At 71.4% G+C, this 13,277-nt stretch carries 13 protein-coding genes; 11 read left to right on the top strand and 2 right to left on the bottom strand.

All coding sequences use genetic code 11. From position 1 onward, the window contains the following. The first annotated feature begins 47 nt into the window (after positions 1 to 47). A complete protein-coding gene (locus tag I4Q55_RS11890) occupies positions 48 to 1,022 on the top strand; it encodes a TIGR03564 family F420-dependent LLM class oxidoreductase (RefSeq protein ID WP_242545753.1) in 975 nt (324 codons plus the stop codon). Between the two features lie 64 nt (positions 1,023 to 1,086). Beyond that, positions 1,087 to 1,620, top strand: a complete 534-nt coding sequence (locus I4Q55_RS11885; RefSeq protein ID WP_206787144.1) for a GNAT family N-acetyltransferase — start codon at positions 1,087 to 1,089, stop codon at positions 1,618 to 1,620. A 51-nt stretch (positions 1,621 to 1,671) separates the two neighbouring features. Here the strand turns inward: I4Q55_RS11885 and asnB are convergent, their stop codons facing one another. After that, positions 1,672 to 3,513 carry an asparagine synthase (glutamine-hydrolyzing) gene (gene asnB / locus I4Q55_RS11880; RefSeq protein ID WP_206787140.1) on the bottom strand — a complete coding sequence of 614 codons (1,842 nt, stop codon included), beginning with the start codon at positions 3,511 to 3,513 and terminating at the stop codon, positions 1,672 to 1,674. A gap of 397 nt (positions 3,514 to 3,910) precedes the next feature. Here asnB and kdpF point away from each other — a divergent pair, with 397 nt between their 5' ends. The 8 genes from kdpF to I4Q55_RS11840 are packed head-to-tail and all read left to right on the top strand — an operon-like array spanning position 3,911 to position 12,001. Next, on the top strand, positions 3,911 to 4,003 hold the full coding sequence (gene kdpF, locus I4Q55_RS11875; protein ID WP_206787139.1) for a K(+)-transporting ATPase subunit F: 93 nt from the start codon (positions 3,911 to 3,913) through the stop codon (positions 4,001 to 4,003). After that, positions 4,003 to 5,664 (top strand): potassium-transporting ATPase subunit KdpA, encoded by a 1,662-nt coding sequence (kdpA, locus tag I4Q55_RS11870; RefSeq protein ID WP_206787137.1) that lies wholly within the window; start codon positions 4,003 to 4,005, stop codon positions 5,662 to 5,664. Before kdpF ends, kdpA begins: the two co-directional genes overlap by 1 nt. Continuing rightward, complete coding sequence (kdpB, locus tag I4Q55_RS11865) at positions 5,661 to 7,709, top strand: potassium-transporting ATPase subunit KdpB (protein WP_206787135.1); 2,049 nt, start codon at positions 5,661 to 5,663, stop codon at positions 7,707 to 7,709. Before kdpA ends, kdpB begins: the two co-directional genes overlap by 4 nt. Before the next feature lie 4 nt (positions 7,710 to 7,713). Further along, on the top strand, positions 7,714 to 8,304 hold the full coding sequence (locus I4Q55_RS11860; RefSeq protein ID WP_206787126.1) for a potassium-transporting ATPase subunit C: 591 nt from the start codon (positions 7,714 to 7,716) through the stop codon (positions 8,302 to 8,304). Between the two features lie 4 nt (positions 8,305 to 8,308). Beyond that, the gene (locus tag I4Q55_RS11855; RefSeq protein WP_206787124.1) at positions 8,309 to 10,837 is read left to right on the top strand and encodes a sensor histidine kinase KdpD; all 2,529 of its coding nucleotides are present in this window, start codon (positions 8,309 to 8,311) and stop codon (positions 10,835 to 10,837) included. Beyond that, positions 10,834 to 11,532, top strand: coding sequence for a response regulator (locus I4Q55_RS11850; protein ID WP_091306659.1), 699 nt, complete (start codon positions 10,834 to 10,836; stop codon positions 11,530 to 11,532). Before I4Q55_RS11855 ends, I4Q55_RS11850 begins: the two co-directional genes overlap by 4 nt. A gap of 29 nt (positions 11,533 to 11,561) precedes the next feature. Continuing rightward, positions 11,562 to 11,786, top strand: a complete 225-nt coding sequence (locus I4Q55_RS11845) for a hypothetical protein (RefSeq protein WP_206787123.1) — start codon at positions 11,562 to 11,564, stop codon at positions 11,784 to 11,786. Between the two features lie 41 nt (positions 11,787 to 11,827). After that, a complete protein-coding gene (locus tag I4Q55_RS11840; protein ID WP_206787121.1) occupies positions 11,828 to 12,001 on the top strand; it encodes a hypothetical protein in 174 nt (57 codons plus the stop codon). Between the two features lie 76 nt (positions 12,002 to 12,077). Here I4Q55_RS11840 and I4Q55_RS11835 read toward each other — a convergent pair whose 3' ends face one another. Then, entirely contained in the window at positions 12,078 to 12,677 is a 600-nt protein-coding gene (locus I4Q55_RS11835) for a hypothetical protein (protein WP_206787119.1), read from the bottom strand. Positions 12,678 to 12,843: 166 nt separating this feature from the next. On the opposite strand from I4Q55_RS11835, the gene I4Q55_RS11830 reads away from it, so the two are divergent. Further along, complete coding sequence (locus I4Q55_RS11830; protein WP_206787439.1) at positions 12,844 to 13,140, top strand: acylphosphatase; 297 nt, start codon at positions 12,844 to 12,846, stop codon at positions 13,138 to 13,140. Positions 13,141 to 13,277: the final 137 nt, after the last annotated feature.

Raw genomic sequence — 13,277 nt, 5'->3', positions numbered from 1 at the left:
CCCGGATCCTACGTGACGTCAGTGACTGACATCAGAGTGCTAGCCTGATGTCAGTCACTGACATCGCGAAGGAGAAGCCCGTGCGCGTCGGAGTAGCCATGCCCGCGTTCGCCCCGGAAGAAGACGTCAAGAACGTCGCCGACCGCGCCACCGAACTGGCCCGGGAAGCCGAACAGCAGGGAATCGGCACGGTCTGGTTCAACCAGCCGGCCACGCACGACGCCGTCGTCCTCGCGGCCGTCGTGGGCCGCGAGGTGCCCCGCATCTCCGTGGGCACCGCCGTCGTCCCCATGCATCCACGCCATCCGCAGCTGCTCGCCTCCGCGGCCAAGACGGCCCAGGCGGCCACCCACGGCCGCTTCCGGCTGGGCCTCGGCCTCGGCGCCCCGGACCTGTTGACGCACGCCTACGGCCTGCCCTACCCGCCGCCGATCACCCACCTGCGTGAATACCTCACCGCTCTCCGGCCGCTGCTCGCCGGCGAAGTCACGCCCTACGAGGGCACCACCCTGAAGTCGCACCCGGTCGGACCCACCGCGGTGGCGGGCGCCGAACCGGAGATCCCGCTGATCGTGGCCGCCATGGGCCCGCAGGCACTGCGCGTGGCCGGCGAGCTGGCCGACGGAACGATGCCGTTCCTGGCCGGACCCCGCACGCTCGCGGAACACATCGTCCCCCGGATCACCGAGGTGGCCACTCGCGCGGGCCGCCCCGCGCCGCAGGTGATCGCCGCCGTCCCCGTCATCGTGACTGACGACGTCGACCAGGCCCGGGCCGCCGCCATCGCCCATCTGGCCTTCTACGACTCGATCCCGTCCTACCGCCGTGTCGTCGAAATGGAGGGCGCCGACCGCGCCGTCGAACTCGCACTGATCGGCGACGAGGCCACGGTCGCGGCCGGGCTGCGTCGCTACGCCGAGGCGGGCGCCACCGAAATCACCGTGGCCTACACCGACATCGCCCGCGAAGAAGACCGCCGCCGGACGTGGCAGCTCGCGGGCGAGTTGACGCGCACCGCCTGACTCCGGCACGGCTGCCGGGCGAAATCCGCTCGCGCGTCCGGCCGCCGGCGGCGAAGATCCGGACATGATCGTGCTGACGCCGTTGGACGAGGCCGCGCTCGCCAGACTGCGGGAGGCGGCCGTCGCCGGCGCGGATCCGCTCGAAGTCATGCCCCCGGTCGACGGCCCGCCTGGCTGGACGCCCACCCGCCGCGAAGCGTTCCTGGCGTTCCACCGCGTCCGCTCGTTGAACCCGGCGACGGCGGTGGAGCGCACGTGGGTGATCGACGCCGACGGCACGGCAGTCGGCGCGGCCCGCCTGGAACCCCACGGAGACGCGGTCGAGGCGGGCATCTGGCTGGCCCGCGACGCCCGCGGCCGCGGGATCGGCAAGCAGGTGACGGCCTTGCTGCTGGCCGAGGCCCGGGAAAGCGGCGCCGCGAGGTTCGTCGCCTCGACGACGGCGGACAACCACGGCGCCCGCGCGCTGTTGGCCGAAACGGGCGCGACACTCGCCACCGAAGGCGACGAGGTTGCCGCGGAGCTGCGGCTCGGAGGGGCTGCCGCGGCCGGTCGGGCGCGGGGGCTGGTTGGGGCGGCCGGGGCGGGGGGTGAGTGAGAAACAGTGTGCTAACACTGTTTCTCACTCACGACGGGCGGCCGGCGTACCTCAGTCGAGCCGCAGCTCCGGGGAGTACATCTCGATCCAGTGGTACAGGTCGAGCAGCCGGTCCAGGCCGACCCGGTCCGCCGGGTCCATGGCCGCCGAGTCCACTTCGGACACCCGGTGCGTCCACGACCGGTCGACCAGGTCGAACACCGCGTGCCCCGGCTCGGCCAGGACCTCCTTGGCCTGCTGCTGCAGTGCCGCCGCGTAGCCCGGGTCCTGCGTCGACGGGTACGGGCTCTTCACCCGCTGCGCGACCGACGCCGGCAACACGTGCGAAGTGGCGTGCCGCAGCAGGCTCTTCTCGCGGCCGTCGAACGTCTTCAGCGACCACGGTGTGTTGTACACGTACTCCACCAGCCGGTGGTCGCAGAACGGGACGCGGACCTCCAGGCCTACCGCCATCGACGCGCGGTCCTTGCGGTCCAGCAGCATCCGCACGAACCGGGTCAGGTGCAGGTGGCAGATCGTCCGCATGCGGGCCTCGACCGCGGACTCGCCGTCCAGGTGCTCCACGGAAGCCACCGCCGAGCGGTACTCGTCCCGCAGGTAGGACTCCAGGTTCATCTTCGCCATCAGCTCGGGCGTGTAGATCGACGTCCGGTCGGTCATCATCGCGCTGCGGAAGGCGATCCACGGGAACATCTCCGCGTTGACCGACGCCTCGTCGAAGAACCAGCGGTAGCCGCCGAACACCTCGTCGGCCGACTCGCCCGACAGGGCCACCGTCGACTCGCCGCGGATGGCCTTGAACAGCAGGTACAGCGACGTGTCCATGTCGCCGAGCCCGGCCGGGATGTCCCGGGCCCGCAGCACCGCGCGCCGCACCTCGGGGTCGGTCAGCTCGGCCGGGTTGAGCACGACGTCCTGGTGTGCCGAGCCCACCAGCGACGCGACGTCACGCACGAACGGCGAGTCCGCCGTGTCGCGCATCTCGTCCGGCTTGAAGTTCTCCTCCTGGCCGAAGAAATCGACCGAGAACGTCCGCAGCTGCTCGCCCTGCTCGGCCAGCCGCGCGGCCGCCAGGCCGGTGACGGCGCTGGAGTCCAGGCCGCCCGACAGCAGGACACAACGCGGGACGTCGGCGACCAGCTGCCGGTTCACGATGTCCGTCATCAGCTCGCGCACGCGGGCGACCGTCGTCTCCTGGTCGTCGGTGTGCTGCTTCGCGTCGAGCTTCCAGTACGTGCGGGTCCGGACGCCTTCGCGCGACACCGTCACGATCGTGCCCGGCTGGACCTCTTCCATGCCCTTCCACAGCGACCAGCCGGGCTTCTTGGTGAACGCCATCAGCTCGCGCAGCCCGTCGCTGTCCACGACCTTGCGTGCCAGCGGGTTCGCCAGGATCGCCTTCGGCTCCGAGCCGAACAGCACGCCGTCGGGTGTGGGGTAGTAGTAGAACGGCTTGATGCCCATCCGGTCGCGGATCATCACGAGCCGGTCGTCGCGCTCGTCCCAGATCGCGAAGGCGTACATGCCGTTGAGGTGGTCGACGACCGCGTCGCCCCACTGCAGGTAGCCGTGCAGCACCACTTCGGTGTCGCTGTCGGTTTCCCAGGTGTGGCCGAGTTTCGTGAGCTCTTCCTTCAGCTCGGTGAAGTTGTAGGCCTCACCGCTGTAGACCATCGCCACCTCGCCGTTCGGCGTGGACACCGTCATCGGCTGACGGCCGCCCGGCAGGTCGATGATGGCCAGCCGCCGGTGGCCGAGCGCGACGTGCCGGCGTACCCAGGTTCCCGAGTCGTCCGGTCCGCGGCAGGCCATCGTCCCGGTCATGGCGTCGACGACGTCCTGGCGGCGGGTGAGGTCGGCGTCGTAGGAAACCCAGCCGGCGATACCGCACATAGCCCCTCCAAAATATTGCTTAGCTGATACAACTATCGGTAACACAGGTGTAACACCTCCCGAAGACGTTGTCTGCCCGAATTGCACGTTCCGCACTTGTTCGATCACACGGTGTGTCACTTGTCACTGACCCACTACCTGCGGTGAAAAAGCGGCAAACGTTTGCGTGACCGCCGCCACCGGCCATCAAGGCCGCGTAAATGCCCGTCAGGAACGCGTCAAGGCGCCATCAGCCGGCCTCGGAAAGGCGGTCCCAGGACCGCACAGTGACGTCGTCCCCGGTCACCGAACCCGGTGACCTGTCCTGAGAGGTGCCTGTGGCCGACTTGCTCTACGCCGTTCTGCTGATCGGCATTTTCGTGGTGCTGGCGCTGGTGCTGCGCGGCTTGGAGAAGCTGTGAGCGCCGTGGCCGACGTCGTGGGCGGGCTGCTCGCGCTCGGCCTGCTCGTGTACCTGTTCGTCGCGCTGATCAGGCCGGAGAAATTCTGATGTCCGACACCACGGCCGGGCTCATCCAGCTCGGCCTGCTCCTCGCCGCCCTCGCCGCGGTCTACCGGCCGCTCGGCGACTACCTGGCGCGCGTCTTCTCCACCGAGAAGCACCTCAAGCTCGAGAAGGGCCTTTACAAGCTCTTCCGCGTCGACCCCGGCTCCGAGCAGCGGTGGCCGACCTACGCCGCGGGCGTGCTCGGCTTCTCGTTCGTCTCGGTCGTCCTGCTCTACCTGCTGCAACGCCTGCAGCCGCTGCTGCCGTGGAACCTCGGCCGCGGCTCGGTGAGCCCGGCGGTCGCCTTCAACACGGCGATCTCGTTCGTCACGAACACGAACTGGCAGTCGTACGTCCCCGAGACGACCATGGGCCACTTCGTCCAGATGGCCGGGCTGACCGTGCAGAACTTCCTGTCGGCGGCCGTCGGCCTGGCCGTGGCGATCGCGGTGACGCGGGGCTTCGTCCGGGCGAAGACCGACCGGCTCGGCAACTTCTGGGTCGACCTCACCCGCGGCACGGTCCGCGTGCTGCTGCCGATGGCGTTCGTGTTCGCGCTCGTCCTGGTCGCCCTCGGTGTCGTGCAGAGCCTCAAGGCCGGCGTCGCCGTGACGAACCCGGACGGCAGTCGCGGCACCATCGCGCTGGCCCCGGCGGCGAGCCAGGAGGCCATCAAGGAACTGGGCACCAACGGCGGCGGCATCTTCAACGCCAACTCCGCGCACCCCTTCGAGAACCCCACCGCCTGGTCGAACCTCGTCCAGCTCTTCCTGATCCTGGTCATCCCGGTCAGCCTGACCCGCGCGTTCGGCAAGCTCGTCGGCAACACGCGCCAGGGGTACGTCCTGCTCAGCGTGATGGGCCTGCTGTGGGCGGCTTCGCTGGCGCTCATCTGGTTCTCCGAGGCCAAGGCGAACAACCCGGCGGCGCTGGCGGCCGGCGCGAGCATGGAAGGCAAGGAGCAGCGGTTCGGCATCGGGCTGACGTCGATCTTCGCCGACACCACCACGGGCACGTCCACCGGCGCGGTCAACGGCGCCCACGACAGCCTGTCCGGCCTCGGCGGCGGGGGACCGCTGCTGAACATGCTCTACGGCGAGATCTCGCCCGGCGGCGTCGGCACCGGCCTCTACGGCATCCTCGTGCTGGCGATCATCGCGATGTTCCTGGCCGGGCTGATGGTCGGGCGCACGCCGGAGTACCTGGGCAAGAAGCTCGGCAAGCGCGAGGTCACCTGCGCGGCGATCGCGATGCTGGCGATGCCGACCGTGGTGCTCCTCGGCTCCGGGATCGCCCTGCTGCTGCCGGGCACGGCGGGCGCGCTGGGCAACACCGGCGCGCACGGCCTGTCCGAGATCCTCTACGGCTACGCGTCGACCGGCAACAACAACGGCAGCGCGTTCGGCGGCCTGACCGCGACGAGCGACTGGTTCCAGTCCTCGTTCGCCGTCGCCATGGCGTTCGGCCGGTTCGTGCCGATCGTCGCGGTGCTCTGCCTGGCCGGCTCCCTGGCCGCCCAGCGCAAGGTGCCCGAGACCGCGGGCACCCTGCCCACCACCGGGCCGCTGTTCGCCACCCTGCTCACCGGCACGGTGGTGCTCGTCGCGGCCCTCACGTTCATCCCGGCGCTCGCGCTCGGGCCCATCGCGGAGGCACTCGCATGACCGTCACCGAAGAACGACCGCAGGTGACTCCCGCCGAAGAGAAGAGCCGGGTCGGCGCCGGGGTGTTCAGCCCCCGCCAGCTCTGGACGTCGCTGCCGGAGGCTGTCCGGAAGCTGAACCCGAAGCACCAGCTCGGCAACCCGGTGATGTTCGTGGTGTGGGTGGGGTCCGCGCTCACCACCGTCTTCGCGGTCACCGACCCGAGCGTGTTCACCATCTTGATTGCCGTCTGGCTGTGGTTCACGGTCCTGTTCGCGAACCTCGCCGAAGCCGTCGCGGAAGGCCGCGGCAAGGCCCAGGCCGAGAGCCTGCGGCGGGCGAAGAAGGAGACCGTCGCCCGCCGGCTCACCGAAAGCGGCGCCGAGGAACAGGTGCCCGGCGTCGAGCTGAAGGTCGGCGACCTGGTCGTCGTCGAAGCCGGCCAGGTGATCCCGGGTGACGGCGACGTCGTCGAGGGCATCGCGACCGTCGACGAGTCGGCCATCACCGGCGAGTCGGCCCCGGTCATCCGCGAGTCCGGCGGCGACCGCAGCGCTGTCACCGGCGGCACGACCGTGCTCTCCGACCGGATCGTCGTGCGGATCACCACCAAGCCCGGCGAGTCCTTTGTGGACCGCATGATCGCGTTGGTGGAAGGTGCTTCCCGGCAGAAGACGCCGAACGAGATCGCGCTGACCATCCTGCTCTCGACGTTGACGATCATCTTCCTCCTCGCCGTCGTCGCGCTCCAGCCGATGGCCCGCTACTCCGGTAGCGAGCAGTCCGTGATCGTGCTGACCGCGCTGCTGGTCTGCCTCATCCCGACGACGATCGGCGCGCTGCTGAGCGCCATCGGCATCGCCGGCATGGACCGCCTGGTGCAGCGCAACGTCCTCGCCACCAGCGGCCGCGCGGTGGAGGCCGCGGGGGACGTCTCGACACTGCTGCTCGACAAGACCGGCACGATCACCTTCGGCAACCGCCGCGCCACCGAGCTGATCCCGGTCGGTTCGTCCACCCCGGACGAACTCGCCCGCGCCGCCCGGCTGGCCAGCCTCGCCGACGAGACCCCCGAGGGCCGCAGCGTCGTCGAGCTGACGGCGGAACACGCGGCCGAGGACGAGCACGGCGAGTTCGTCCCCTTCACCGCGCAGACCCGGATGAGCGGCCTCGACATCGGAAGCAGGCGGATCCGCAAGGGCGCCGCGTCCGCGGTCCGCGCCTGGGTGCGCGACAACGGCGGCGAGTTCCCCGACGAGACCGAGCGCGTGGTCGACGAGATCAGCGCCCAGGGCGGCACGCCGCTGGTCGTCGCCGAGGACACGGTGGTGCGCGGCGTGATCCGGCTGTCCGACGTCGTCAAGCCGGGCATGAAGGAACGCTTCGGCGAGCTGCGCTCGATGGGCATCAAGACGGTGATGATCACCGGCGACAACCCGCTCACCGCGAAGGCCATCGCCGCGGACGCCGGCGTCGACGACTACCTCGCCGAGGCCAAGCCCGAGGACAAGATGGCGCTCATCAAGCGGGAGCAGGAAGGCGGCCGGCTGGTCGCGATGACCGGCGACGGCACCAACGACGCCCCCGCGCTCGCGCAGGCCGACGTCGGCGTCGCGATGAACACCGGTACCTCGGCGGCCAAGGAAGCCGGGAACATGGTCGACCTCGACAGCGACCCGACCAAGCTGATCGAGATCGTCGAGATCGGCAAGCAGCTGCTGATCACCCGTGGCGCGCTGACCACGTTCAGCGTCGCCAACGACCTGGCCAAGTACTTCGCGATCCTGCCCGCCATGTTCACCGGCATCTACGCCCAGCTCGGCGGGCTGAACATCATGCACCTGGCCACGCCGAAGTCGGCGATCCTCTCCGCCGTCATCTTCAACGCGCTGATCATCGTCGTGCTGATCCCGCTGGCCCTGCGCGGCGTGCGGTACAAGCCGTCGTCGGCCTCCGCGCTGCTGCGCCGCAACCTGCTCGTCTACGGCCTCGGCGGCATCGTCAGCCCCTTCCTCGGGATCTGGCTGATCGACCTGCTCGTGCGCCTCATCCCCGGAATCGGGTGACACCGTGAACACACTCGTCAAACAGACCTGGGCCGGGCTGCGCGTCCTGCTCGTCATGACCGTCCTGCTCGGCGTCCTCTACCCCCTGGCCGTGTGGGCCGTCGCCCGCGTCCCCGGCCTGGAAGGCAACGCCGAGGGCTCGATCGTCACGCGGAACGGCCAAGCCGCCGGGTCGTCGCTGATCGGCGTCGACCCGGTGCCCGCGGACCCGGCGCACGACCCCTGGTTCCACACGCGTCCCTCGGCGGCCACTCCCGACATGCCGTCCGGCGCGTCCAACAAGGGCCCGTACAACGAGGACCTCGTGAAGACCATCGGGGAGCGCAAGGACGCCATCGCCCAGCGCGAAGGCGTGTCGCCCGATCAGGTACCGCCGGACGCGGTGACGGCGTCGGGCTCGGGCCTCGACCCGGCGATCAGCGTCGCCTACGCCGACCTCCAGGCGCCGCGGGTCGCGCGGAACACGGGCCTGCCCCTCGACCGGGTGAAGCAGCTGATCCGGCAGAACACGAGCGGGGCCGGGATCGGCGTTCCCGGCGTGGCTGTGCTCCCGCTCAACTTGGCCGTGCAAGCCGCGGCCGGAGGGGCACACTGACAGCGTGACCACGGAGAACAGGCCGCGCCGGGGAGAGCTGAGGATCTACCTCGGCGCGGCTCCGGGCGTCGGCAAGACCTTCGCCATGCTCGGCGAAGCCCGCCGCCGGCTCGACCGCGGCACCGACGTCGTCGTCGGGCTGGTGGAGACGCACGGCCGCGAGAAGACCGCGGCGCTGCTCGACGGCCTCGAAGTCGTCCCGCGGCGGCGAGCCGGCCACCGCGACCGCGAGTTCGAGGAGATGGACGTCGACGCGATCCTCGCGCGTGGCCCGGAGGTCGCGGTCGTCGACGAACTGGCGCACACCAACGTGCCGGGCTCGCGCAACGCCAAGCGCTGGCAGGACGTCGAAGAGCTGCTCGACGCGGGCATCGACGTGCTCTCCACGGTCAACGTGCAGCACCTGCAGAGCCTCAACGACGTCGTCGAGCGGATCACCGGCGTCACCCAGCAGGAAACCGTCCCGGACGAGGTCGTCCGCCGCGCCGAGCAGCTGGAGCTGGTCGACATCACCCCCGAGGCCCTGCGGCGGCGGCTCGCCCACGGCAACGTCTACCCGGCCGAGCGGATCGACGCCGCGCTCGGCAACTACTTCCGCCCCGGCAACCTGACGGCGTTGCGCGAGCTGGCCCTGCTCTGGGTGGCCGACCAGGTCGACGTCGCCCTGCAGCGCTACCGCGCCGAGCAGCGGATCACCGACACGTGGGAGGCGCGCGAACGCGTCGTCGCCTCGATCACCGGCGGGCCGGAGAGCGAAACGCTCATCCGCCGGGCCAGCCGGATCGCCACCCGGGCCGGCGCCGAGCTGCAGGTGGTGCACATCCTGCGCGGCGACGGGCTGGCCGGGATCAGCCCCGCCTCGATGGCCCGCTACCGCAAGCTCGCCGAGGAGGTCGGGGCGACGTTCCACACGGTCGTCGGCGACGACGTCCCGGGCGCGCTGCTGGACTTCGCCCGCGGGGTCAACGCGACCCAGCTGGTGCTCGGGACCTCCCGGCGCTCGCGGGTGGCGCGGCTGTTCGACGAGGGCATCGGGGCCGCGGTCGTCCACCGGTCGGGGCCGATCGACGTCCACATGGTCACCCACTCCGAGGCGGGCGGGCGGCTGCGGACCGGGTTGACCGCGAGCCCGCTGGGGTTCTCGCGGCTGGTCGCGGGCTGGGTGCTGAGCGTCCTGCTGCCGGCGCTGGTCACCGTCGTCGGCGTCCTGGTGCCGAGCGGGCTCGACTTCGCCACCGACGTCATCTCCTACGTCCTGGTCACGGTCATCGTCGCGCTGGTCGGCGGCCTCGGCCCGGCGCTGCTCGCGGCCGTGCTCGGCGCCGGGCTGCTCAACTTCTTCTTCACGCCGCCGCTGTACACGCTGAACGTCCACACCCCGCAGAACCTGGTCACGCTGATCGCGATGGTCGTGGTCGCGGTGCTGGTCGCGCTCGTCGTCGACCAGGCCGCGCGCCGGGCCGCGCAGTCGGCGCGGGCCCGGACCGAGGCGGCGCTGCTGGCCTCCTACGCCCGGACCGTGCTGACCCACGCGAACCCGATCGAGCGGCTGCTGGCGAAGGTCCGCGAGAACTTCGCGCTGACGTCGGTCACGCTGCTGGAGAAGCAGGACGGCGTCTGGCGGTGCGTGGCGACGGCGGGCGAGCACCCGTGCGCCGACCCGGACGAGGCCGACGCCGACATCGCCGTCACCGCCGACGTGCACCTGACCCTGCGCGGGCGGGCGCTGCCGGCGGCCGACCGGCGGGTGCTGGAAGCCGTGGCCGGGCAGGCGTTCCTGGCCCTGCAGCAGCAGCGGGCCGCGGCCGCGGCGGCGCGCGCCGAGCGCAAGGCGGAGGCGACCGAGCTGCGCACGACGCTGCTCTCGGCGGTCGGGCACGACCTGCGGACGCCGCTGACGTCGATCAAGGCCTCGATCGGCAGCCTGCGCGCGCCCGACCTCGCGCTGTCCGAAGAGGACACCGCCGAGCTGATGGAGGCCATCGAGCTGTCCGCCGACCGGCTGGCCGGGCTGATCGACAACCTCCTCGACTCGTCGCGGCTGGCGACCGGGGCGGTCAAGCCGCACCTGCGTCCGGTGGGCTACGACGAGGTCGTCGCGCACGCCCTGTCCACTGTGGACAACTCGGACGCGGTGCAGGTGGCGGTCGACGACCAGCTGCCGTCGGCCCTGGCCGACCCCGGCCTGCTGGAACGGGTGGTGGCGAACGTGCTCGACAACGCCCTGCGGCACGGCGGGCCCCCGGTGTCGGCACGGGCCAGCACCCACTCCGGCCAGGTCGAGCTGCGGATCGTCGACCACGGCAAGGGCCTGCGCAAGGGAGCCGCGGACTCGGCGTTCGCGCCGTTCCAGCGGCTCGGCGGCGACCGGGACACGACGCCGGGCGTCGGGCTCGGGCTGTCGGTGGCGAAGGGGTTCACCGAGGCGATGGGCGGCACGATCCGCGCCGAGGACACCCCAGGCGGCGGGCTCACGATCGTGCTGTCCCTGCCCGCGTTCAGTGTGGAGTACGAAGAAGAGGGGGTGCGATGAGCGACCTGGGCGCCACCGTGCTGGTGGTGGACGACGAGCCGCAGATCGTGCGGGCGCTGCGGATCAACCTGACCGCCCGCGGCTACAAGGTGATCACCGCGCACGACGGCACGGCCGCGTTGAAGGCCGTCGCCGAGACGAAGCCCGACGTCGTCGTGCTCGACCTCGGCCTGCCCGACCTCGACGGCACCGAGGTGATCGCGGGCCTGCGCGGCTGGACGACGGTCCCGATCATCGTGCTGTCCGCCCGCGGCGACTCGGCGGACAAGGTCGAGGCCCTCGACGCGGGCGCCGACGACTACGTGACGAAGCCGTTCGGCATGGACGAGCTGCTGGCGAGGCTGCGCGCGGCGGTCCGCCGTTCGGCGGTGGCGGGCGCGGACGGCGCGGACGCGGTGGTCGACACGGCGTCGTTCACGGTCGACCTGGCGGCGAAGAAGGTCCGCCGCCACGACGGCGAGGAAGTCCACCTGACGAAGACGGAGTGGGGCGTGCTGGAGCTGCTGGTGCGCAACCGCGGCCGGCTGGTGGCGCAGAAGCAGCTCCTGCACGAGGTGTGGGGCCCGTCGTACGAGACGGAGTCCCACTACCTGCGGGTGTACCTGGCCCAGCTGCGGCGCAAGCTGGAACGGGAGCCGTCCCGGCCCCGCCACCTGCTGACCGAGCCGGGAATGGGCTACCGCTTCGAGGTCTAGCCGGAGCCCGCGCGGGGTACTTCCCGGACATGGACGGGTCGAAATCGTGGCTGCTCGGCGGTGAGCGCATCCCGCCGGTGATCGTGCTGACGCTGGCGGTGGGCGCGACCGTCGGCGCGCTCGGCTGGCTCTTCACCGCCTTCGAGGCCGGAGCCGGCGGGGCGGCGTGGCTGCGCGTCACGGCGGCCGGCGCCGGCGCCCTGCTGACGGTCTACCTGTGGGCCCTGGTCGCCCACCGGCTGCGGCGCCGTTGACCGGGTCCCGCGCTCCGGTGGGGCGCAGCCGGAAGGCCCTCGTGGGGTACCTGCTCCTGCTGTCGGTGCTCGGCTACCTGGCCGGTGTCGGGATCGCCGCCGCCTTCGGCCGGACGGACCCCTGGATCTCCGGCCTCAGCGGCCTGGGCCCGGTCCTCGGCGTGCTGGCGGTGCAGGCCTGGTCCCGCCGCTCCGGGCGCGACCGGCAGGCCTGATCCGGCGATCTTCAAGCGCCCCAATGTGGCCTTCGGTGCGTTGAACGCAACCAAGGCCACATTGGGGCGCTTGGGCCTAGGCCGGGGTGCTGGTCCCGGTCGTGCTCGACGAGGGAGCGCCCGCCGAGCTGGAACCGCCGCCGCCGCTGGCCGTGGTCGTCGGCGTGGGGTCGCTCGACGTCGGGGGCGGCGTTGTCGGTGTCGTGGTCACCGGCGGCTTCGGGTTCGTGGAAGTCGGCGTCGTGTGCGTCACCGGGGGTGGGTTGCCGCCCGTGTCGTGGCGTGGTGGCGGGGGCGACGACTGGGTGACCACCGTGGTGGTCGTCTTGCCGTCCGGGCTCACCGACACCACCGTCGTCGGCGTGCTCGACGACGAGGGGCTCGACGTCGTCGGCTCGCCGCTGGAGGTCGACGGGTCGGTGGCCGACGGCGTGGCCGGCAGCGTCTGGACGCCGGCCGGGAGGGTGCCCTGGCCGCCGGGACCGCCCGTGCCGCCCGCGGTCGACGCGGGGCCCGGCCCGGCGAGCTCGGCCACGGCGGCGAACGCGGTCGCGACGACCAGCCCCGCCACCCCGAGCACGACGTACCCGGTGCGGTTCGGTTTGCTGCTCTTGGGCGGCGCGGTGTCGATCCTGGTGATCCGAGAGCTCGAATCCGACCCGTCGGGGCGGGGCATACGGGGCTCCTTGGGGATTTCGGGGAGGCGCGGTGCTGAGATCGGGAAACGGGCAGAGCCACGGCGGGGGACCGACCTCGGCGGGGAGGTTATCACCGGCGGGTGGGTATTCGCCCAGGTAGTGGCCTTGATCCGTTACTGTGCGCGGTCGGTTGACCCGGAAGGGATGAATGGCGTGAGTGAGGAAGAAACCCACACCCGGCTGACGGCGTGGGTGCGCGGCCGGGTGCAGGGCGTCGGTTTCCGCTGGTGGACGCGCAGCCGTGCGCTGGAACTCGGCCTGGTCGGGAGCGCGAGCAACCTCGCCGACGGGCGTGTCGAGGTCATAGCGGAGGGTAGCCGTGACCACTGTCAGCGGCTGTTATCCGCGTTACGGTCGGGAGAATCACCCGGAAGTGTGGAGCACGTCGCCGAGCGCTGGTCTGACCCGAAAGGGGGACTCCGGGGGTTCGTCGAGCGGTAGGCCGTCCGGGGCCGGTGTGGCTCGTGGTGTTGCTGAGGCCGCCGCCGGTGTGCTAGGCGCGCCGAGGAGGGGGCGCATCCGGCGGACCCGCCGGGCCCCCAGGTAGCCTGGGACGATTGAACCGCCAGTACCCGCGG

Source organism: Amycolatopsis sp. MtRt-6, assembly GCF_017308975.1.
GTDB lineage: Bacteria > Actinomycetota > Actinomycetes > Mycobacteriales > Pseudonocardiaceae > Amycolatopsis.
This window is presented reverse-complemented; position numbering and strand designations above follow the sequence as displayed.